The sequence below is a fragment of the Pelomonas dachongensis genome, from assembly GCF_043555865.1.
Taxonomy (GTDB): Bacteria; Pseudomonadota; Gammaproteobacteria; order Burkholderiales; family Burkholderiaceae_C; genus Pelomonas; species Pelomonas dachongensis.
This window is the reverse complement of sequence record NZ_JBIGHY010000008.1, coordinates 75,415-96,891: the sequence shown is the minus strand read 5'-3', so window position 1 is coordinate 96,891 and position 21,477 is coordinate 75,415. Positions and strand designations below refer to the sequence as shown.

Genomic DNA, 21,477 nt, shown 5'->3' with positions numbered 1-21,477 from the left:
TTCGGTGTCAAAGGCTTTGCTGCTAGCATTCAAGTAACTTATTAATAGTCTGATACGCAAATCGTGTGTCAGAACACAAAGGGCATGGGAATACTTGACGCGCTTTCGGGTCGCAGGCACCCAGCCATGATTGGCTTGGATATCAGCTCTTCCAGCGTCAAGCTGGTGGAACTCAGCCAGGACAAGAATGGCGAGTACGTGCTCGACCGTTTCGCCAGTGAGCCCTTCCAGAAGGGGTGGATCGTCGACGGTCAGATCGAGAAGTTCGACGAAGTGGCGGATGCCGTGCGACGGGTCGTCGTGAGCAGCCGCAGCAAGACCCGTGACGCTGCGCTGGCCATGCCCCAGTCGGCCGTCATCACCAAGAAGATCATGCTGCCGGCCGGCCTGCGCGAGGAAGAGCTCGAATTGCAGGTCGAGGCCGAGGCCAACCAGTACATCCCGTTCTCGCTGGACGAGGTGAGTCTGGATTTCTGTGTCATCGGCCCCAGCCCGACCTCGGTGGGTGATGTGGAAGTACTGATCGCCGCGTCGCGCAAGGACCGCGTGCAGGACCGGCAGGGCTTGGCCGAGGCTGCGGGGCTGCGGCCCGTCGTGCTTGATATCGAATCGCATGCGTCACGCATGGCCATGGGCCGTTTGGTCGCGGCGCTGCCCAACGAGGGCAAGGATGCGCTCGTGGCACTGTTCGAGATCGGGGCAGACACCACCAGCCTCAAGGTGCTGCGCGATGATGAACTGCTGTACGACCGCGACCAGTCTTTCGGCGGCTCGCAGCTGACGCAGCTCATTTCGCGGCAGTACGGCTTCTCGTTCGAGGAGGCAGAGGAGAAGAAGCTGTCCAACGAACTGCCCGAGGACTACGAGACCAGCGTGCTGAGCCCCTTTGTCGACAGCTTGTCGCAGGAAATCGGTCGCGCGCTGCAGTACTTTTTCACCAGCACGCCGCACCACAAGGTGCACTATGTGATGCTGGCCGGCGGAACGGCGACTTTGCCGGGGCTGAAGGAGCGTGTGACCGACCTGACGGGCTTCGCCTGCATGGTGGTCAATCCGTTCGAGAACATGGGCCTGGGCCCGGCAGTACGCGAGTCCAAACTGCGGCGTGAGGCGCCGTCGTACCTGACCGCCTGCGGGCTGGCGATGCGGAGGTTCTTCCAGTGATCCTCATCAACCTGCTGCCTTACCGGGAGGAAAGGCGCAAGCGGCGCAAGGCCGCGTTCTTCGCCGGGATGGGGCTGGCCGGCCTGATCGGTGCGGGCATTGTGGTGGCCGGCTACCTGTTGCTGCAGTTCCTGACGTCGGAGCAGCAAGGGCGCAACCAATACATCCAGAACGAGATCACTCGGCTGGAAGCGCAGATCAAGGACATCGCCAACCTGAAGGCCGAAATCGAGTCGCTGAAGTCGCGCCAGCGTGCGGTCGAAGACCTGCAGACCGACCGCAACACGCCGGTGCATCTGCTGAACGATCTGTCGCGCCTGGCGCCGGAGGGCATCTATCTGACGGCCATTCGACAGACCGACAAGGAAGTCACCGTCAGCGGCATCGCGCAGACCAACGAGCGGGTGTCCGAGTTCCTGCGCAACGTGTCGCGCAGTTCGGAGTGGCTGGAGAAGCCGGACCTTATTGAGGTCAAGCTGGCCACCGTCAGCACCAACACCCGCGAGCAGCGACGTCTGCTGGACTTCTCCATGAAGGTGTTGATCAAGACACCGCCGCGTGAACCCGCAGACGGCGCGTCGGCGCCGAGGAAAGGGTGATCGCGATGGCCACTTCCATGCCCAAATTCGATCTGAACGCGTGGTTTGCGGATTTCGCGAGCCAGTTCCAGAACCTCAATCCCAAGGAGCCCGGCCAGTGGCCGCTCGCGCCGAAGCTGGCGACGGGGCTCGTCGTCATGCTGGCCGTCGTCGTGGCGGGCTATTTCGTGCTGCTGTCGGACGAGCAGGCTGGCCTGGAGGCCGAGCGCAACCGCGAACCTCAGCTGCGCCAGGACTACACGGCCAAGCTGGCGCAGGCGGTCAATCTGCCTGAGCTGCTGAAGCAGAAGAGCCAGGTCGAGGAGTACGTGACCCAGCTGGAGAAGCAGCTGCCCGGCAAGGCCGAGATCGACTCGCTGTTGTCGGACATCAGCAGCGCGGGCGTCGGTCGCGGGCTCCAGTTCGAGCTGTTCCGCCCTGGCCAGGTGCTGATCAAGGACTATTACGCCGAGCTGCCCATCGCGGTGAAGGTGTCGGGCCGCTATCACGACATCGGGTCCTTCGCAGCCGACGTGTCCAACCTGTCGCGCATCGTCACGCTGCACAACCTCATCGTGCTGACGCCCACCGGTCGCGACGCCACAGGCGCGCTGAGCATGGAGGCGACAGCGCGCACCTACCGCTATCTCGATCCTTCGGAAGTGGCCGAACAGAAGAAGGCTGCTGCGGCGAGCAAGGCGGGAGGCCGCAAATGAAGCATTGGCTCATCACGCTCGCCGCGTTGGCCGGGTTGTCCGCCTGTGGTGGCGACACCGAGGAGTTGCATGGATGGATGGAGCAGCAGCGCAAGGAGGCCAAGCCCAGCGTCACGCCACTGCTGCCGCCCAAGAAATTCCTGCCGCAGCCGTATGACGGTGGCGCGGGCGTCGATCCGTTCAGCACACAGAAGCTCAGCGTGGCCATCAAGCAGGAAGCGGCCCAGCCCAACTCCCTGCTGACCGCGGAAATCAATCGCCGCAAGGAACCGCTCGAGGCCTACCCGCTGGACAACATGAGCATGGTCGGCAGTCTCACCCGCGACGGCCGGCGCTACGCGCTGCTGCGCGTGGACAGCCTGCTCTACCAGGTGAAGGTCGGAGACTACCTCGGCCAGAACTTCGGTCGCATCACCAAGATCAGCGAGACCGAAATCTCGCTTCGTGAAGTCGTCCAGGACGCTGCAGGCGAGTGGATAGAGCGCACCAGTACCCTCCAGCTACAGGAGAAGGGACGATGAAGACATTGCAGGAGAACAAGTCGATGGGTCGTAGCTGGTTGCTGGGATTCGCACTCGCCATGTTGGGCGCGCCTTCGGTCTGGGCCCAGTCCCAGATCAAGGCCATCAACACCAGCCAGCAGGCCGGGGCCGATATCGTTCGCATCGAATTGAGCGAGCCGTTGACGGCGGTGCCCAATGGATTCACGGTGCAGACGCCACCCCGCATCGCCATCGACCTGCCCGGCGTGGTCAATGGGCTGGGGCGCAATCTGGTCGACATCAACCAGGGCAATCTGCGCTCCGCCGCCATCGCTCAGGCGGGCGAGCGATCCCGGCTGGTGCTGAACCTGCGGCAGGCTTCCAGCTACAGCGCCAAGCTGGAGGGCAGTGCCCTCGTGCTGGTGCTGGGAACCTCGGCCCCCGTTGCCCAGCAAGCCACTGAGCCGGTGCACTTCGCGCAGAGTCTGAACGCGACGCCAGAGGGCTTGCGCGACATCGACTTCCGGCGTGGTGCCGACGGCGCGGGTCGTGTCATCGTCAACCTGCCGAGCAATCAGGTCGGCGTGGACATCCAGCAGCAGGGCCAGAGCCTGATCGTGGAGTTCCTGCGTTCCAGCCTGCCCGAGAACCTGCGTCGCAAGATCGATGTGACGGACTTCGGCACGCCGGTGCAATTGATCACGACGACGCAGGCGGGCGACCGCGTGCGCATGGTCGTTCAGCCCAAGGGTGACTGGGAGCACAGCGCCTACCAGAGCGACAACCAGTTCGTGCTGGAGGTGCGGCCGCAGAAGGTCGACCCCAACAAGCTGACGCAGGGGCCGGGCTTCACGGGCGACAAGCTGTCGCTGAACTTCCAGAACATCGAAGTGCGCGCGCTGCTGCAGGTCATCGCCGACTTCACCAACTTCAACGTGGTGACCAGCGACACGGTGACCGGCAGCGTCACGCTGCGATTGAAGGACGTGCCCTGGGACCAGGCGCTGGACATCATCATGCAGGCCCGCGGCCTGGGCCTGAAGAAGTCCGGCAACGTGTTGTGGATCGCGCCCAAGGAAGAGCTGGCGGCCAAGGAGAAGCTGGACCTGGAATCCAAGGCGGCGATTGCTCAGTTGGAGCCCGTGCGGGCCCAGTCCTTCCAGCTGAACTATGTGAAGGCCGAGGAAATCGCACGCGGTCTGGCTGGCCAGAGCATGGGCTCGAGCACGGGCGGCAGCGGCTCGTCGGGCGGCAGCAACTCCAGCAGCTCCAGCGGCGGCGGGTCGGGCTCCGGCACGCGGATCCTTTCGCCGCGCGGCAGCGTCATCGCGGAATCGCGAACCAACCAGCTGTTCGTGTCGGACATCCCGAGCAAGCTCGAGGAAATCCAGGCCATGATCGCCAAGATCGACGTGCCAGTGCGGCAGGTGTTGATCGAAGCTCGCATCGTCGAGGCCAACGACCGCTTCGGTCGTTCGCTGGGTATCAAGCTGGGTGCGAATGACGTGCGCGGCCAGCAGGGCGGCATTCCGGGCTACGGTCTGGGCGGTAGCAACTACGTGACGATCGGGGGCAACTACAACGCCGTCGGTTCGCAGACGAACCAAGGTGCTACGGTCGACTACAACAACACGCAGTTCGTCAACCTGCCTGCCAATACGTCGTCCGACAGCTTTGCCGGTGCGCTGGCCCAGACCTTCGCCGTGTCGCTGTTCAGCGCCACCGCCAACCGCTTCCTGAACCTGGAACTGTCGGCGCTGGAGTCCGACGGCAAGGGCAAGGTCGTGTCCAGCCCGCGCGTCATCACGGCCGACCAGGTCAAGGCGCTGATCGAGCAGGGTGAAGAACTGCCTTACCAGGTCGCGACAGCCAGCGGTGCGACGTCCATCGCCTTCCGCAAGGCCAACCTCAAGCTGGAGGTGACGCCGCAGATCACGCCCGAGGGTAGCGTCATCCTGAATGTGGACGTCAACAAGGACAGCCGCGGCACGTTGACCCCGCAGGGCTATGCCATCAACACCAAGCATGTGCAGACGCAGGTGCTGGTCGAGAACGGCGGCACCGTCGTCATCGGTGGCATCTACACCCAGGACGAGGGTGAAACCATCAACAAGGTGCCGCTGCTGGGTGACGTGCCTGTGCTGGGCAACCTTTTCAAGAACAAGACCCGTACCACTTCGAAGACCGAACTGCTCATCTTCCTGACGCCGAAGGTGGTCAGCGAGCGGGCTGCGGTGCGGTGATTCTGATTCGCGAAACTGAACATAGTGTCGATGCGTCGGCAGTGATGCCATCGCATGGGGAGTGAGTTGAGATGAAGATGTTTGATCTCTGGGGCCGCCGAGTCGCGCAGGCTTTCGTTGGGACGGCTCTCGCCGTTTCGCTGGTCGCCTGTGGCGGCGGTGGCGGTAGTGCGGGCACGCCCGTCGTGGGGCCTGGCAGCGGATCGTCTTCGCCGACGGGCGGCGGCAGCACCGTGACGGCGGCCGACCTGGTGGTCGTGCTGAACAAGAACGCGCTGACGGACGCCGTCGGCGAGACGCTGACGGCCACCATCACGTCCATCGACGCCAATCGGGCGGCCATCGGTGGCGCACCGGTCAGCTTCTCCATCGACTCGAACGCTGTCGTGACCCCCGCTGGCACCACCACGGACGGCACGACCGGCATGCTGACGGCAACGATCACCCGCGGCTCCGATGTCACTCCCCGTCCGGTGAAGCTGACGGTGACCTCGGGTTCGGTGTCCAAAGTCGTGACGTTCAATGTGGTCCAGAGTGCGGTGACCACTGACCCTCAGGCGAGCGATCTGTCGCTGACGCTGAGCGCGCCGTCCGTCGACAACACGGGCAGTCGGACGATCACCGCCACGGCGACGGCGGTGGACCAGAACCGCAATGCCCTGGCCGGCATTCCGATTCGGCTGACGGTCACGGATGCCTCGGCCACGATCCTCGTGTCCGGCACGCAGACCGACGCCAGCGGCAAGGTGACCGGCACGGTCGATATCGGCCAGAACCGTGCGGACCGCCCGATCGCGGTGGTCGCGACCAGCGGCACGCTGAGTCGCACGGTGGCCTTCCAAGTCACTGGCACGCAGTTCACCCAGGCCACCATCGTGCCGTCTGTGGTGGCGGCTGGCGCCACCGGCAGCGTGCAGTACAAGCTGGCCGACGCGGCTGCCGCACCCATGGCCGGCGTCTCCATCGCGGTCTCGGGTAACGGCATCACCAGCGCGACCGGCACGACGGATCTGAACGGCGACTACACCTTCAGGTTCGTCGCGCCCAATGCGCCCGGCACCCGCCTCACCATCAAAGCTGTCGGTGGCGGTAAGGAGAACAATGTTGAAGTGCCGATCGCATCCGGCAACAGCACGCAGGTGCCGGCGGCCGCGACACCTGCCGCCAAGACCTTGAACCTGTCTGCTGACGTCGTTTCGGTCAACACCGACACGACCAGCAATCAGATCAGCATCAACGCCTTCTTCCGTGATGTTGCCAATGCGCCGGTTCCCAATGTGCGCGTGATGTTCGGTGTGACGGGCGACAACCTGTCGGGCACGGTGGGTTCCGGCACGAACACGGTGCTGTCCGATGCCGGCGGCTCGGCCACGACGACCTATCGCCCGGGAGCCGTCAGCAGCCCCACCAACGGCGTGACGGTCAGGGCTTGCTGGAAGACCAGCGATTTCGCGCCCACCGATACCATCGCCAACTGCCCGGCTGGCAATCTGATGACGACGACGCTGACCATCGTTGCCAACCCCGTGTCGATCTCGATCGGTACGGATGCGACCATCGGCACTGGGGCCGGCGGTCTGACCTATGTGAAGAAGTTCGTCGTCATGGTGGTGGACTCCGCCGGCAATCCCAAGGCCGACGTACAGATCACGCCTTCGGTCGATCTGGGCGGCTACGGCAAGGGCTTCTGGGAATGGAACGCCGGTCCCAAGAAGTGGGAGCGTGCGCCCGACTTCGGCTCGATGGGTGCATTGACCGCCATTTGCCCGAACGAGGACCTCAACCGCAACGGGGTCATTGACACCGGCGAAGACGTCAACGGCAGCAAGCAGCTGGATCCGCGCAAGTCCGATGTGTCCATCGCGGTCGTCGGCGCCACCAAGACGGATGCCACCGGCATCGCGGTGCTGCAACTGGAGTACCCCGCCAACATCGCCAGCTGGGTGAAGTACAAGATCACCGTGACGGCCGCTGGCGTGCTCAGCCCGCCGGCCTACTTCCCGCTCGGCACGCCGGTGACGCTGCCCTCGCTGCCGCTGGGCGCCGTGAACGCCTTCGACTACCTTTACACCTACGATTGGCTGCCGGTTTCTGCCGCCGCAGTGGCTGCCGAGTCGCCGCCTGCGTTTGTCAATGGTCTGTATGGCGTATCCGGCAGCTGCGCCGACACGCGGTGAAGTGATTGCCCTTGTCGGCATGCCCGGCGGTGGCAAGTCCACCGTCGGCAAACAATTGGCACGCCAGATCGGCGTGCCTTTTGTCGATTCAGACCATGAAATCGAAGCCCGCATCGGGAGCAGCATCAGGCAGTTCTTCGAGCAGCACGGCGAGGAGGCCTTTCGGGATCTGGAGACCGAGGTCATCGCAGAAATCCTCGCGCGTCCCGGAGAGTTCGTGCTGGCCACCGGCGGTGGGGCCGTGTTGCGTGAACGCAATCGCGAGCTCCTGCATGCCGGCGCGACCGTGATCTACCTGCGCTCAACGCCGGAAGACCTCTACCGGCGCCTGCGCCATGACACCACGCGGCCGTTGCTGCAAGTCGCCGATCCGCTGGCCAGGCTGCGCGAACTGCACCGCCAGCGCGACCCGTTGTACCGACGCTGCGCCCACTACGTGCTGGAAAGCGCGCGGCCGTCCGTCCATTCGCTGGTCAACATGGCATTGACGCAGCTCGAGCTGGCGGGGCTGATCGATCCGTCACGCGTGGCAGCGACGGTCGGCGCCGAGCCGCACTGAGGCGCAGCCGAAGCCCGCTTGCCGGGTGGCGAAGGGGCCGGCTCTTACACTTGCCCTCATGTCCGCGTCCGACACCATCCGCATCCACCTGCCCGACGACCGCAACTACGAGATCCGCATCGGCACGGGGTTGATGGACCAGGCGCACAGCTGGCAAGGCCTGCCCAAGGCCGGTGCGGCGGTCATCGTCACCAACGTGACCGTGGCGCCGCTGTACGCCCAGCGCCTGCGCGAGCAACTGTCGGCGATCTATCCCCGTGTCGACGTGGTCACGCTGCCGGACGGCGAGCAGCACAAGGACTGGGCCAGCCTGAACCGCATCTGCGATCACCTGCTGGGCGAGGCGCTGGACCGCAAGACCGTGCTGTTCGCGTTGGGCGGGGGCGTCATCGGCGACATGACCGGTTTTGCCGCCGCCATCTACATGCGCGGCGTTTCCTTCGTGCAAGTGCCCACCACGTTGCTGGCGCAGGTCGACTCCTCCGTCGGCGGCAAGACCGCGATCAACCATCCGCTGGGCAAGAACATGATTGGCGCGTTCTACCAACCGGTGCGCGTCATCGCCGACCTGGACACGCTCGACAGCCTGCCCGACCGCGAGTTGAGCGCGGGGCTGGCGGAGGTGATCAAGTACGGCCCGATTGCGGATGCCGGCTTCCTGACGTGGATCGAGGACAACCTGGACGCCCTGCGCGCGCGCGACAAGCGTGCGCTGGCCCACGCCGTGCGGCGCAGCTGCGAGATCAAGGCCCAGGTGGTCGGCCAGGATGAGCGGGAGCAAGGGCTGCGCGCCATCCTGAATTTCGGGCACACGATCGGCCACGCCATCGAGGCGGGGCTCGGCTACGGCGCCTGGCTGCACGGCGAGGCCGTGGGTTGCGGCATGGTGCTCGCAGCGGACCTGTCACATCGGCTGGGATTGATGCCCAGCCAGTTCGTCGACCGCCTGCGGACGGTGATCGAGCGCGCCGGTCTGCCGGTGCAGCCGCCACGGCTGGGGGGCGAACGCTACCTGCAGCTGATGCGCGTCGACAAGAAGGCCGATGCGGGCGCCATCCGTTTTGTGCTGATTGAGGAGCTGGGCCGGGCCGGGCTGCATGCGGTGCCCGATGCGCGCATCGTCGAGACGCTCGCAGCGTACGGAGCCGCGTGATGAACATCACGCGCCCGGGGTATGCAGCCGATCCGATGCGCAGCCGCGGCCGCCGCATTCCGGAGCCCGCCGCCCCCACGCGCAGCGACTTCCAGCGCGACCGTGACCGCATCATCCACAGCACCGCCTTTCGCCGCCTGGTCTACAAGACCCAGGTGTTCCTGAATCACGAGGGCGACCTGTTCCGCACCCGGCTGACGCATTCGCTGGAGGTGGCCCAGCTGGGTCGGTCCATCGCACGCAGCCTGGGGTTGGACGAAGATCTGGTGGAGGCTGTGGCGTTGGCCCACGACTTGGGCCACACGCCGTTCGGCCACGCCGGACAGGATGTGCTCGACGAATGCATGCGCGACCACGGGGGCTTCGAGCACAACCTGCAGTCGCTGCGCGTCGTCGACACGCTGGAGCAGCGCTACCCGGATTTCGATGGGCTGAACCTGTGCTTCGAGACGCGCGAGGGCATCCTGAAGCACTGCTCGCGCCACAACGCGGAGCTGATCGAGGCAGTGGAGCCTGATGGCGTCGCCCGTCGCTTCCTGCAGGGTGGCCAACCCAGCCTCGAAGCGCAGTTGTGCAATGTGGCCGACGAAGTGGCCTACAACGCCCATGACGTCGACGATGGCGTGCGGTCTGGTCTCATCGAGCTGGAGCAGTTGCTGGAGGTGGATTTGGTGCAAGAGCACTGGCGGGCCGCGCTGCATGCCCACCCACAGCTGAGCGGCAAGCGTCTGTTGTTCGAAACCATACGGCGGATGCTGTCGGCGCAGGTCTACGACGTCATCGATGCAACGCGGGCTGCGGTGTCAGAGGCGGCGCTGGTGGATGGCGACGCGGTGCGCCAGGCGGACAAACCGTCGGTCCGGTTCAGCCCGGACATGCGCTCGCGCAGCACGGCGCTGAAGCGCTTCCTGTTTGCCCACCTCTACCGCCATCCGCAAGTGCAGTCCACCCGCGCTCGCGCCGAGCAGGTCCTGCGCGACCTGTTTGCTGCCTATTTGGCGGACCCGCAGCAGATGCCCGCTGATTTCGCGGCACAGGTCGACCTGCACCGGGCCTGCGCCGACTACATCGCCGGAATGACCGACCGTTACGCCATCCGAGAACACCAGCGACTCACGGGCAAGACGTTGTTCTGAAAATAGGGTCGGAGTCGAATATGCTGAGCGCTGCCTCAGCTCGACAGCGACCGCCATGGCCCGACTTCCCCGGCTCATCCTTGCCCAGCAGCCACACCATGTGATCCTGCGTGGCAACAACCGCCAGGCCATCTTCTACAGCGACCTGGACCGTGAGTTCCTGCAGACCACGCTGAAGGAAGTGGCGGTGCAATACCGCGTTGCCATTCACGCCTATGTGCTGATGGACAACCACCTCCACCTGCTGCTGTCGCCGGCAGACGCCGACGCACTGAGTCGCATGATGCAGTCGCTGGGCAGGCGCTATGTCGGTTGGTTCAATGCCCGCCACCAACGCAGCGGCACGTTGTGGGAGGGGCGATTCCGTGCCGGCGTCGTCGAGGGTGACCGCCATCTGCTGGCCTGCATGCGCTACATCGAATTGAACCCCGTGCGCGCCGGCGTGTGTGCAGAAGCGGCGCAATGGCCGTGGTCCAGCGCTGCGCATCACCTCGGACAGGAGCGCAGCCCGCTGATCACCGAACACGAGATGTACTGGTCGCTCGGCAATACGCCCTTTGAACGCGAGCATGCCTACCGGGAGTTGCTGGCCCAGGGTGTGGGCCGGATGGAGCAGGCCGAGTTCACGGAGGCCGTGCTGCGAGGGCGTCCGCTGGGAAGCGAGCGCTTCATGAGATTGCTGGCTGTTGATCACGCGGCGGTGGTCGTCCGCCGTCCCCGCGGGCGTCCGCGCAAATTGGCGCCGCCGGAGCCCGATGCACCAGCATCGACATGATCTAAGTATGACCCCAATTAAATTGCATCAATCTGGTGATTCTTTATAAATTGACTCTGACCCTATTTTAATGAAGTTGCTGCAAATGTTGCACTGCAGTACCCTCCCGGCCTGTTGTGATCCAGGAGGCCGTCATGAGCAACGCCGCGCAGATTCAGTCCGAAATCAAAGATCTGGCCGAGAACGGCCTGTACCGGCCAGCCAATGAGAAGGACGCTTGCGGCCTGGGCTTTGTGGCTCACATCAAGGGTCACAAGGCGCACAGCATCGTTCAGCAGGGTCTGAAGATCCTGGAGAACCTGGACCACCGCGGCGCCGTGGGGGCCGATGCGCTGATGGGCGACGGCGCCGGCATCCTGATCCAGATCCCGGACGAGTACTACCGCGAAGAGATGGCCAAGCAGGGCATCCACCTGCCGGCCCCCGGCGAGTACGGCGTGGGCATGATCTTCTTGCCCAAGGAAGCCGCCTCGCGCCTGGCCTGCGAACAGGAACTGGCGCGCGCGATCAAGGCCGAGGGCCAGGTGTTGCTGGGCTGGCGTGACGTGCCGGTGGACCGCGACATGCCCATGTCGCCCACCGTCCGCGAGAAAGAACCGGTGATCCGTCAGATCTTCATCGGCCGCGGCCCGGACACCATCGTGCCCGACGCGCTGGAACGCAAGCTCTACGTCATCCGCAAGACTGCTTCCAGCGCCATCCAGGCACTGCAGCTGACCCACAGCCGCGAGTACTACGTGCCCAGCATGAGCTGCCGCACGGTGATCTACAAAGGCCTGCTGCTGGCCGACCAGGTCGGCAAGTACTACCAGGATCTGGCCGACCCGCGCGTCGTGTCCGCCATTGCACTGGTGCACCAGCGTTTCTCGACCAACACCTTCCCCGAATGGCCGCTGGCCCACCCCTACCGCATGGTCTGCCACAACGGCGAGATCAACACGGTCAAGGGCAACTTCAACTGGATGCGCGCCCGTGAAGGCGTCATGAAGTCGCCGGTGCTGGGCGATGACCTGAAGAAGCTCTACCCCATCAGCTTCGAGCACCAGTCTGACACGGCCACGTTCGACAACGCCATCGAGCTGTTGACGATGAGCGGCTACCCGCTCGCGCACGCCGCCATGATGATGATCCCGGAAGCCTGGGAGCAGCACGAAGGCATGGACGAGCGCCGCCGCGCGTTCTACGAGTACCACGCCGCCATGATGGAGCCGTGGGACGGCCCGGCTGCCATGGCCTTCACGGACGGTCGTCAGGTTTGCGCCGCGCTGGACCGCAACGGCCTGCGCCCGGCCCGCTACTGCATCACCGACGACGACCTCGTCGTCATGGCTTCCGAGTCCGGCGTGCTGCCGATCCCGGAAAGCAAGATCGTCAAGAAGTGGCGCCTGCAGCCCGGCAAGATGTTCCTCATCGACCTGGAGCAGGGCCGCATCATCGATGACGAGGAACTGAAGAACCAGTTCGCCAATGCGCGCCCCTACCGCCAGTGGATCGAGAACGTCCGCGTCAAGCTGGACGACATCGCCGTCCCCGAGACGGCACGCCCCGGCTTCGCGACGCCGCTGCTGGAGCGCCAGCAGGCCTTCGGCACCACGCAGGAAGACATCAAGTTCCTGCTGGCCCCGATGGCCGCCAACGGCGAAGAGGGCATCGGCTCGATGGGCAACGACTCGCCGCTGGCGGTGCTGTCCAACAAGAACAAGCCGCTGTACAGCTACTTCAAGCAGCTGTTCGCGCAGGTCACGAACCCGCCGATCGACCCGATCCGCGAGAGCATCGTGATGTCGCTGAACAGCTTCATCGGCCCCAAGCCCAACCTGCTGGACATCAACGCGGTCAACCCGCCGATGCGTCTGGAAGTCAGCCAGCCCGTGCTGGACTTCGACGACATGGCCCGCCTGCGCGGCATCGAGGCGCCCACCAACGGCAAGTTCAAATCGAGCGAGCTGGACATCACCTACCCGCGCGAGTGGGGCCGTGAGGGCGTCGAGGCCCAGCTGGCTTCGCTGTGCGCCTCCGCGGTGGACGCGATCAAGACCGGCCACAACATCCTCATCATCACGGACCGCCACGTCAGCGCCGACCGCGTCGCCATCCCCGCGCTGCTGGCCCTGTCTGCCGTGCACCACCACCTGGTGCGCGAGGGGCTGCGCACGACGGCCGGCCTGGTCGTCGAGACCGGCACGGCCCGCGAGGTGCACCACTTCGCCGTGCTCGCCGGCTACGGCGCCGAAGCCGTCCACCCCTATCTGGCGCTCGAAACGCTGGAGGCCATGAAGGACGAACTGCCGGCCAAGCTGACCGCCGAGCAAGCCCGCTATAACTACATCAAGGCGGTGGGCAAGGGTCTGTCAAAGATCATGTCCAAGATGGGCATCTCGACCTACATGTCCTACTGCGGCGCGCAGATCTTCGAGGCCATCGGCCTGAAGACGGACTTCGTCGAGAAGTACTTCCGCGGCACGGCCACGCAGGTCGGCGGCATCGGTGTCTTTGAAGTCGCTGAAGAGGCGATCCGCATGCACGAAGGCGCCTTTGGCGACGACCCGCTGCTGGAGACCATGCTGGACGCAGGCGGTGAATACGCCTGGCGTACCCGTGGTGAAGACCACATGTGGACGCCCGACGCCATCGCCAAGCTGCAGCACAGCTCGCGCAGCGGCAAGTTCGAGACGTACAAGGAATTCGCCCAGATCATCAACGACCAGAGCAAGCGCCACATGACGCTGCGCGGTCTGTTCGAGTTCAAGTTCGATCCGGCCAAGGCCGTGCCGCTGGAAGAGGTTGAGTCAGCCGCCGACATCGTCAAGCGCTTCGCGACCGGCGCGATGTCGCTGGGCTCCATCTCCACCGAAGCCCACGCCACGCTGGCCGTCGCGATGAACCGCATCGGCGGCAAGAGCAACACAGGCGAGGGCGGCGAAGACCCGGCCCGCTACCGCAACGAGCTCAAGGGCATCAAGATCGTCGGCGGCAGCAAGGTCGGCGACGTGCTGGGCCACAAGATCATGGAGGCCGACTACGAGCTGAAAGAGGGCGACAGCCTGCGCTCCAAGATCAAGCAGGTCGCGTCGGGCCGCTTCGGTGTGACGACGGAGTACCTCGTCAGCGCCGACCAGATCCAGATCAAGATGGCCCAGGGCGCCAAGCCCGGCGAAGGCGGCCAGCTGCCGGGCGGCAAGGTGTCCGAATACATCGGCATGCTGCGCCACTCGGTGCCCGGCGTGGGCCTCATCAGCCCGCCGCCGCACCACGACATCTACTCCATTGAAGACCTGGCGCAGCTCATCCACGACCTGAAGAACGTCAACCCCAAGGCGGACGTGTCGGTCAAGCTGGTGTCTGAAGTGGGCGTGGGCACCATTGCCACCGGCGTGGCCAAGTGCAAGGCCGACCACATCGTCATCGCCGGCCATGATGGCGGCACGGGCGCTTCGCCCTGGTCGTCCATCAAGCACTGCGGCACGCCGTGGGAGCTGGGCCTGGCCGAGACGCAGCAGACGCTCGTCGTCAACCGCCTGCGCGGCCGCGTGCGCGTGCAGGCCGACGGCCAGATGAAGACCGGCCGCGACGTCGTCATCGGCGCGCTGCTGGGCGCGGACGAGTTCGGCTTCGCCACCGCACCGCTGGTGGCCGAGGGCTGCATCATGATGCGCAAGTGCCACCTGAACACCTGCCCGGTGGGCGTGGCCACGCAGGACCCGGTGCTGCGCAAGAAGTTCACCGGCCGCCCCGAGCACGTCGTCAACTACTTCTTCTTCGTCGCAGAAGAGGCGCGCCAGATCATGGCCCAGCTCGGCGTGCGCAAGTTCGACGAACTGATCGGGCGCTCCGACTTCCTGGACACGCGCAAGGCCATCGCGCACTGGAAGGCCAGGGGCCTGGAGTTCGGTCGCATCTTCCACCGCCCGAATGTGCCGGCCGACGTGGCCCGCATTCACAACGATGTGCAGGACCACGGCCTGGACCGCGCGCTCGACGTGAAGCTCATCGAGAAGTGCCTGCCCGCCTTCGAGAAGGGCGAGAAGGTGCAGTTCATGCAGGAAGTGACGAACGTGCGCCGCTCGGTGGGTGCACGCCTGTCCGGCGAGCTGATCCGCCGCAAGCCCGAGGGTCTGCCGGACCACACCATCTTCATACAGATGGAAGGCACGGGCGGCCAGAGCTTTGGCGCCTTTCTGGCGCAGGGCATCAGCTTCTACCTGATCGGTGACGCCAACGACTACACCGGCAAGGGACTGTCCGGCGGCCGCGTCGTCGTTCGCCCGAGCATCGAGTTCCGTGGCGACGCGACGAAGAACATCATCGTGGGCAACACGGCGCTCATCGGCGCGACCCGCGGTGAGGCCTTCTTCCGCGGCGTGGCCGGCGAACGCTTCGCGGTGCGCCTGTCGGGCGCCACGGCCGTCGTCGAGGGCACGGGCGACCATGGCTGCGAGTACATGACCGGTGGCACTGTTGCTGTGCTCGGCAAGACCGGCCGCAACTTCGCCGCCGGCATGAGCGGCGGCATCGCCTACGTCTATGACGAGGATGGCCACTTCGCCAAGCGCTGCAACACCAGCATGGTCACGCTCGAAAAGCTGCAGACCGCGCAGGAGCAGGAAGCGGGCGTGGACAAGGCCATCTGGCACCGCGTCAAGGGTGTCGACGGCGTGGACCGCGAGGCGCAGACCGACGAAGCCATCCTGCGCAAGCTGCTGGAAGACCACCACCGCTGGACCGGCAGCCAGCGTGCGCGCGACATCCTCGACCACTGGGCCGAGGCGCGCACCAAGTTCATCAAGGTGTTCCCGAACGAATACCGCCGCGCCCTGGGTGAGCTGAACGCCGCCAAGGAAGCCGCCACCACCATCGCTCAGGCCAAGGCGCCTGCAGCTGCCAAGGTCTAAGGAGTCAAGCCATGGGAAAAGTCACCGGCTTCATGGAGTACGAGCGCCTGGAGGAGGGCTATGAGCCCGTGCCCACCCGCGTCAAGAACTACAAGGAATTCGTCATCGCGCTGAACGCCGATCAGGCGAAGCAGCAGGGCGCTCGCTGCATGGACTGCGGCACACCGTTTTGCAACAGTGGCTGCCCGGTCAACAACGTCATCCCGGATTTCAACGACCTGGTCTACAAGGGCCGGCCGGAAGACTGGCACAACGCCATCCGGGTGCTGCACAGCACGAACAACTTCCCCGAGTTCACCGGTCGCATCTGCCCCGCTCCCTGCGAGGCGGCCTGCACGCTGAACGTCAATGACGACGCGGTGGGCATCAAGTCCATCGAGCACGCCATCATCGACCGTGCCTGGGCCGAAGGCTGGGTGCAGCCGCAGCCGCCCAAGGTCAAGACAGGCAAGAAGATCGCCATCGTCGGTGGCGGCCCCGCCGGCCTGGCCGCAGCCCAGCAACTTGCCCGCGTGGGCCACAGCGTCACCGTGTTCGAGAAGAACGATCGCGTCGGCGGCCTGCTGCGCTACGGCATCCCGGACTTCAAGATGGAGAAGTCCCACATCGACCGTCGTGTCGAGCAAATGAAGGCCGAGGGCGTCGAATTCCGCACCGGTGTCATGGTGAGCGCGCTGCCGGAAGGTTCCAAGGTCACCAACTGGGCCAAGGACACCATCTCGGCCGAAGCGCTGAAGGCGCAGTTCGATGCGGTCATCCTGACCGGTGGCGCCGAGCAGTCGCGCGACCTGCCCGTGCCGGGCCGCGACCTGGCCGGCGTGCACTTTGCGATGGAGTTCCTGCCGCAGCAGAACAAGGTCAACGCCGGCGACAAGCTGAAGAACCAGATCCGCGCCGACGGCAAGCACGTCATCGTCATCGGCGGTGGCGACACCGGTTCCGACTGCGTCGGCACCAGCAACCGCCATGGCGCCAAGAGCGTCGTGCAGTTCGAGCTGATGCCCCAGCCGCCCGAGGTCGAAGACCGCCCGCTGACCTGGCCCTACTGGCCGATCAAGCTGCGCACCTCGTCCAGCCACGAAGAGGGCTGCGAGCGCGAGTTCGCCATCGCCACCAAGGAATTCATCGGCGAGAAGGGCAAGCTGACCGGCGTCAAGACCGTGCGCCTGCAATGGCAGGGCGGCAAGATGACCGAAGTCGAAGGCAGCGAGCAGATCCTGAAGGCCGACCTGGCCTTCCTGGCCATGGGTTTCGTGTCGCCGGTCGCGACCATCCTGGACGCCTTCGGCGTCGAGAAGGATCAGCGCGGCAACGGCAAGGCCAGCACGGAAGGCGGCAACGCCTACAAGACCAACGTCGACAAGGTCTTCGCTGCCGGCGACATGCGCCGCGGCCAGAGCCTGGTGGTGTGGGCCATCCGCGAAGGCCGCCAGGCCGCGCGCGCGGTGGACGAGTACCTGATGGGTGCGACGACGCTGCCGCGCTGAAGAAAGGCGGTCTGCCGTTCACAAAGAGCGACCTGAGGGTCGCTTTTTTATTGGGTGCGCCCGGCAGGGCGCACCTACTTGGAGGTGAAAGTCCTCTACCAGCCCGGCAAGGGGAATGGTTAGCCAATGGCAAGGGCTCCGCGGGCGACTGCGGGTCTGAAGGAAGCCGGATGGCAAAGCGCTGGCCTGACGAACAGGAAGCGGATACGAGGCGGCGCGCCGGGGTGAGGTGTCCCAATTCACCAAAGCCCGGTACTTGCACGGAACGGTGCGTCGTAAATCCGACAGGCATAAGCGTGAAGGTGGGTGCGCAATACCCGGGGAGATCTGAGCGCGTGCCCGAAAGGGCTACCGGCGTCGAGAGGCGACGGGAGGCGCGCTCAGAAGTCAGCAGACGCCATAGTAGGTGCCGGTACGGACCGAAGGGCTGAACGAGTAAGACCGAGAGTAGGACGATTGATCTTGAGGCCTATCGATGACGCAGAAGCTGCTCTGGGATGTCCCAAAGAGTGGGCCGAGCACGAAGCATCCGGACGGAATCTGGGGAGTGCGCGCGACGGTGCGGAGACTGGCACAGCGACGAGCGGGCGAACGAAATCGGAGGACCACCGGCTCATGGAGCTGGTGGTCGAACGCAGCAACATGCAAAAGGCGTACAGCCAAGTCATGAGAAATCGCGGGGCGCCCGGCATCGACGGGATGCGTTGCGAAGACCTCAAGGACTGGCTGCAAAGCCATTGGGAAAGTGTGAAGGTGGTGCTGCTGGCAGGTACGTACCTGCCACGCGCGGTGCGCCGAGTGGACATACCCAAGCCGCAGGGCGGGGTCAGGACGCTTGGCGTGCCCACCGTGGTGGACAGGCTGATTCAGCAAGCGCTGCACCAGGTGATGCAACCGCTGTTCGAGCCGACGTTCTCGGATGGGAGCTATGGCTTCCGCCCGGGACGCAGCGCGACGCAGGCAGTGGTTCATGCAGCGAGCGTTGCAGCTCAAGCAGTGGAGGCGCGGGACGACGATGTACCGCGCACTCCGGCGTCTGGGTGCCAGCGAGGCGGTTGCAGGACGGATCGCCTCCAATGCCCGACGGTGGTGGCGTAACAGCCGCATGGCGCTGAACGGCATCTTGACCGTCAACTACTTCGACCGGCTGGGAGTCCCGCGATTCTCCTGACCTCAACTTCTCGAACCGCCCGGTGCGGACCCGCACGCCGGGTGGTGTGGGAGGGGCTTAGCCACAATGGCTGACCCCTATCCCAATCTTGTTGGGGTCGGAGGTCCGGATCATCGTCGCCGGTAAGCAATTGCTTACCTTTGTATGCCGTTCGTCGCGGTGGCGTTCGCGTCCGTCTAAAAGGCATGCCGAGATGGGCAGTTTGCACGCCGTTGCACGCCGACATTGCAGAGAATTGCTGCCAACAGCGCGCCAACGGCTTCATTGGTGACGCGATTTTGCTCCTCCACCGCTCTTCCAGGACTCGCTCATGCCCAGACTCGCGCGCTCCGTTTCGCAACGCGGCTTCACGCTGATCGAGCTGATGATCGTCGTCGGGATCATCAGTATCTTGGCTGCCGTGGCCATGCCGGCGTACACCGATTACGTGCGTCGCGGGTCCTTGACCGAGGCCTTCTCGCAACTCGCGGACTATCGGGTCAAGCTGGAGCAGTTCTATCAGGACAACCGGCGCTACGGGACGGATGCCTGCGCGGACGGGAATGCGGCACCGAGCTGGAATGGATTTGCGCCGACGGGCGCCAAGAACTTCACCTACTCCTGCGGACTTTCGGCCGCTGGCCAAGGCTATACGGTCACGGCGACTGGCAAGACGGGCACGTCGTCCGTTGGTCACGTCTACACCATCAACCACAGCAACTTGCAGACGACGACGACCTTCAAGGGCGCGGCCGTCACGGGCAAGAACTGCTGGCTGGTCAAGAGCACATCGTGCAGCTGAGGGCATCATGATGCGCGCGCGGTCGCGGGGCGTTTCCCTGGTCGAGGTGATGGTCGTGCTGGCGTTGCTGGCCATCATGCTGATGGCAGTGGCGCCCAATGTCAGCACCTGGATTCGCAATACGCAGATCCGTAACGTCGCCACCGGCATGGTCAACGGCCTGCAGCGCGCGCGGTCTGAGGCCATGCGACGCAATGAGAACGTACGCTTCTCGCTGGTTTCGCTGACGGATCCCGCCGTGATGGACGGCAGTTGCCAAACTTCGGGCGGGGGCGCGTCCTGGGTTGTGAGCCTGGACGATCCGAGCGATAAGTGCGATGTCGAGGTGAGTGACTCCACGGCGCCCCGGATCCTTGACAAGCAAGCAGCCGGAAGCGGTGGCGCTCGCGTGACAGTCAAAGCACTAAGCGCGGCGAACGAAGAGGCGCCAGATGTCGTCTTCAACGGTTTTGGGCGCGCGGCGAATGCAGGTGACATCGCCACCATCTCGGTAGTCAGCAGCACTTCCGATGATGATTCCCGCCCACTTCGCATCGTCGTGGGCACCGGCGGTACGGTTCGCATGTGCGATCCGAAGGTCACCTCAAGCGGCGACCCGCGTGGCTGCTGAGTGATGGCAAAGATGGAGACTCATTCATGAAACTGCATCCCGCCGTACGTGCTGGACGCCGCAGCCGCAGTACCGGCTTTGCGATGCTCGAAGCGCTCGTTGCACTGCTGATCTGCTCGCTGGGTATTTTGGGTGTGGTCGGCTTGCAAGGGTCGATGACACGCGCGCAGACGTCCGCGACGTTTCGCGCCGAGGCTGCATTCCTTTCTCAGCAATTGATTGGCGTCATGTGGAACGACCGGGCCAACTTGTCGCAGTACGCCACCGCGTCCTGCCGCACGGCCTGCACTGACTGGCAGGCACGGGTGGCCGCGCGCCTGCCCAATGGCGCCTCGACGGTCACCGTCACTCCGGCTGGCGTGGTCACCATTCAGATTCGCTGGACGCAGCCCGGTGAATCGACGAATCGGTTCTCCACCGCTGTGTCCATCAACTGACGGAGTGCTGTGGCGATGGCAATGTTGAACATTTCCCGGCTCTCGCGCTCCAAGGGCGCCGCCTGCGCTCGCGGCGTCACGTTGATCGAGTTGATGGTGGGCATGGTGCTGGGCATCGTGGTGGTGCTGGTTGTCGCCCAGGTCATGTCTTTCGCTGAAGGCTACAAGCGCGCCACCACCGGAGGGGCGGATGCACAGGTGAATGGATCGTTGGCGATGTACACGCTGCAGCGTGAGGTTCAGATGGCGGGCTATGGCCTGATCAATGAACTGTCCGTGCTGGGATGCACCGTGAATGCAAACCACACAACTGCCGGCGCGTTCAGCTGGCCTCTGGTCCCGGTGGTGATCATGGCAGGTGCCAATGACGCGTCAGACAGTGTCACCGTCATGTATTCGAGTCGTCCCTACTCGGTTCCGGCCGTGGTGAGCGTGGACCACCCGACTACGGCGGACCGGTTCACGGTGCGATCGGCGGTCGGCATTTCGGTGGGCGACATGGTCATCGCGGTCCCGGGCTCCCATTCGGCGACGAATTGGTGCGGCGCCTACATGGTGACCCAGCTTGCCAACACCAATCAGCTGGTCCATGGCCCCTCCGCTTGGAACTCTGGCGCCAACGTGGCTCCCGCAGCGGGCTACTTAGCAGGGTCCTTGCTGGTCAATGCGGGGCAAGTGGTCCGCCGCACGTTCTCCGTGTCTGCCGCGTACAACCTGCAGCAGCAGACGTTGAACCCTGCATCTGGCGCCCTGCAGTCTCAGGACATCTTTCCTCAGATCGTGAATCTGCGCGCGCTATACGGCAAGGACACGAACGGCGATGACGTGGTGGACAGCTACGACCGGGTCACGCCCACGACGAACGCAGGCTGGCAGCAGGTTCGCTCCGTGCGCATCGCTCTGGTGGCGCGCAGCAGCGCCTTCCAGAAGGAAGAGGTGACGCTGGCCTCGCCTGTGTGGGACGTTGGCACCTCCACCACGGTTGCTGGCGCAACGGCCTGCGGCACGAGCAACTGCCTCACGTTGAAGATCGACTCCGTGCCCGACTGGAAGCACTACCGCTATGCGGTCTCGGAGGTCACGATCCCCTTGCGCAACGTGATCTGGGGAGGTTGA

The 21,477-nt window shown here is 64.7% G+C and carries 17 protein-coding genes; all 17 read left to right on the top strand.

Annotation, left to right across the window (positions count from 1 at the left end):
* The first annotated feature begins 84 nt into the window (after positions 1–84).
* A complete protein-coding gene (locus ACG02S_RS20185) occupies positions 85–1,164 on the top strand; it encodes a pilus assembly protein PilM (RefSeq protein WP_394472285.1) in 1,080 nt (359 codons plus the stop codon).
* Positions 1,161–1,763, top strand: coding sequence for a PilN domain-containing protein (locus ACG02S_RS20180; RefSeq protein ID WP_394472284.1), 603 nt, complete (start codon positions 1,161–1,163; stop codon positions 1,761–1,763). Before ACG02S_RS20185 ends, ACG02S_RS20180 begins: the two co-directional genes overlap by 4 nt.
* 5 nt (positions 1,764–1,768) lie before the next feature.
* Positions 1,769–2,458: a type IV pilus inner membrane component PilO gene (locus tag ACG02S_RS20175; protein ID WP_394472283.1), complete on the top strand. Its 690-nt coding sequence runs from the start codon at positions 1,769–1,771 to the stop codon at positions 2,456–2,458.
* On the top strand, positions 2,455–2,979 hold the full coding sequence (locus ACG02S_RS20170) for a pilus assembly protein PilP (RefSeq protein ID WP_394472282.1): 525 nt from the start codon (positions 2,455–2,457) through the stop codon (positions 2,977–2,979). The genes ACG02S_RS20175 and ACG02S_RS20170 overlap by 4 nt, the downstream gene beginning before the upstream one ends.
* Positions 2,976–5,183, top strand: coding sequence for a type IV pilus secretin PilQ (locus tag ACG02S_RS20165; RefSeq protein ID WP_394472281.1), 2,208 nt, complete (start codon positions 2,976–2,978; stop codon positions 5,181–5,183). The genes ACG02S_RS20170 and ACG02S_RS20165 overlap by 4 nt, the downstream gene beginning before the upstream one ends.
* Positions 5,184–5,254: 71 nt before the next feature.
* Positions 5,255–7,360 carry a hypothetical protein gene (locus ACG02S_RS20160; RefSeq protein ID WP_394472280.1) on the top strand — a complete coding sequence of 702 codons (2,106 nt, stop codon included), beginning with the start codon at positions 5,255–5,257 and terminating at the stop codon, positions 7,358–7,360.
* 1 nt (position 7,361) lies between these two features.
* Positions 7,362–7,919, top strand: coding sequence for a shikimate kinase (locus ACG02S_RS20155; protein WP_394472279.1), 558 nt, complete (start codon positions 7,362–7,364; stop codon positions 7,917–7,919).
* 58 nt (positions 7,920–7,977) lie between these two features.
* Entirely contained in the window at positions 7,978–9,072 is a 1,095-nt protein-coding gene (gene aroB / locus ACG02S_RS20150; RefSeq protein WP_394472278.1) for a 3-dehydroquinate synthase, read from the top strand.
* On the top strand, positions 9,072–10,208 hold the full coding sequence (locus ACG02S_RS20145) for a deoxyguanosinetriphosphate triphosphohydrolase (RefSeq protein ID WP_394472277.1): 1,137 nt from the start codon (positions 9,072–9,074) through the stop codon (positions 10,206–10,208). Before aroB ends, ACG02S_RS20145 begins: the two co-directional genes overlap by 1 nt.
* Before the next feature lie 55 nt (positions 10,209–10,263).
* Entirely contained in the window at positions 10,264–10,983 is a 720-nt protein-coding gene (locus ACG02S_RS20140; protein ID WP_394472276.1) for an REP-associated tyrosine transposase, read from the top strand.
* Between the two features lie 134 nt (positions 10,984–11,117).
* Positions 11,118–15,875 (top strand): glutamate synthase-related protein, encoded by a 4,758-nt coding sequence (locus tag ACG02S_RS20135; RefSeq protein ID WP_394472275.1) that lies wholly within the window; start codon positions 11,118–11,120, stop codon positions 15,873–15,875.
* A gap of 11 nt (positions 15,876–15,886) precedes the next feature.
* A complete protein-coding gene (locus ACG02S_RS20130) occupies positions 15,887–17,362 on the top strand; it encodes a glutamate synthase subunit beta (RefSeq protein WP_394472274.1) in 1,476 nt (491 codons plus the stop codon).
* Between the two features lie 615 nt (positions 17,363–17,977).
* Positions 17,978–18,460 (top strand): RNA-dependent RNA polymerase family protein, encoded by a 483-nt coding sequence (locus ACG02S_RS20125; protein WP_394472273.1) that lies wholly within the window; start codon positions 17,978–17,980, stop codon positions 18,458–18,460.
* 383 nt (positions 18,461–18,843) lie between these two features.
* Entirely contained in the window at positions 18,844–19,314 is a 471-nt protein-coding gene (locus tag ACG02S_RS20120; protein ID WP_394472272.1) for a type IV pilin protein, read from the top strand.
* 7 nt (positions 19,315–19,321) lie between these two features.
* Positions 19,322–19,924, top strand: coding sequence for a GspH/FimT family pseudopilin (locus ACG02S_RS20115; RefSeq protein ID WP_394472271.1), 603 nt, complete (start codon positions 19,322–19,324; stop codon positions 19,922–19,924).
* 26 nt (positions 19,925–19,950) lie between these two features.
* Positions 19,951–20,361 carry a type IV pilus modification PilV family protein gene (locus tag ACG02S_RS20110; protein ID WP_394472270.1) on the top strand — a complete coding sequence of 137 codons (411 nt, stop codon included), beginning with the start codon at positions 19,951–19,953 and terminating at the stop codon, positions 20,359–20,361.
* 21 nt (positions 20,362–20,382) lie between these two features.
* Complete coding sequence (locus ACG02S_RS20105) at positions 20,383–21,477, top strand: PilW family protein (RefSeq protein WP_394472269.1); 1,095 nt, start codon at positions 20,383–20,385, stop codon at positions 21,475–21,477.

Bases quoted from the DNA above. Each gene is read 5' to 3' on its own strand.
- ACG02S_RS20135 (WP_394472275.1), top strand. From the start codon at position 11,118: ATGAGCAACGCCGCGCAGATTCAGTCCGAAATCAAAGATCTGGCCGAG.
- ACG02S_RS20145 (WP_394472277.1), top strand. From the start codon at position 9,072: ATGAACATCACGCGCCCGGGGTATGCAGCCGATCCGATGCGCAGCCGC.
- ACG02S_RS20105 (WP_394472269.1), top strand. From the start codon at position 20,383: ATGTTGAACATTTCCCGGCTCTCGCGCTCCAAGGGCGCCGCCTGCGCT.
- ACG02S_RS20110 (WP_394472270.1), top strand. From the start codon at position 19,951: ATGAAACTGCATCCCGCCGTACGTGCTGGACGCCGCAGCCGCAGTACC.
- ACG02S_RS20120 (WP_394472272.1), top strand. From the start codon at position 18,844: ATGCCCAGACTCGCGCGCTCCGTTTCGCAACGCGGCTTCACGCTGATC.
- ACG02S_RS20140 (WP_394472276.1), top strand. From the start codon at position 10,264: ATGGCCCGACTTCCCCGGCTCATCCTTGCCCAGCAGCCACACCATGTG.
- ACG02S_RS20115 (WP_394472271.1), top strand. From the start codon at position 19,322: ATGATGCGCGCGCGGTCGCGGGGCGTTTCCCTGGTCGAGGTGATGGTC.
- ACG02S_RS20165 (WP_394472281.1), top strand. From the start codon at position 2,976: ATGAAGACATTGCAGGAGAACAAGTCGATGGGTCGTAGCTGGTTGCTG.
- ACG02S_RS20185 (WP_394472285.1), top strand. From the start codon at position 85: ATGGGAATACTTGACGCGCTTTCGGGTCGCAGGCACCCAGCCATGATT.
- ACG02S_RS20170 (WP_394472282.1), top strand. From the start codon at position 2,455: ATGAAGCATTGGCTCATCACGCTCGCCGCGTTGGCCGGGTTGTCCGCC.
- ACG02S_RS20160 (WP_394472280.1), top strand. From the start codon at position 5,255: ATGAAGATGTTTGATCTCTGGGGCCGCCGAGTCGCGCAGGCTTTCGTT.
- ACG02S_RS20130 (WP_394472274.1), top strand. From the start codon at position 15,887: ATGGGAAAAGTCACCGGCTTCATGGAGTACGAGCGCCTGGAGGAGGGC.
- ACG02S_RS20125 (WP_394472273.1), top strand. From the start codon at position 17,978: ATGGAGCTGGTGGTCGAACGCAGCAACATGCAAAAGGCGTACAGCCAA.
- aroB (WP_394472278.1), top strand. From the start codon at position 7,978: ATGTCCGCGTCCGACACCATCCGCATCCACCTGCCCGACGACCGCAAC.
- ACG02S_RS20175 (WP_394472283.1), top strand. From the start codon at position 1,769: ATGGCCACTTCCATGCCCAAATTCGATCTGAACGCGTGGTTTGCGGAT.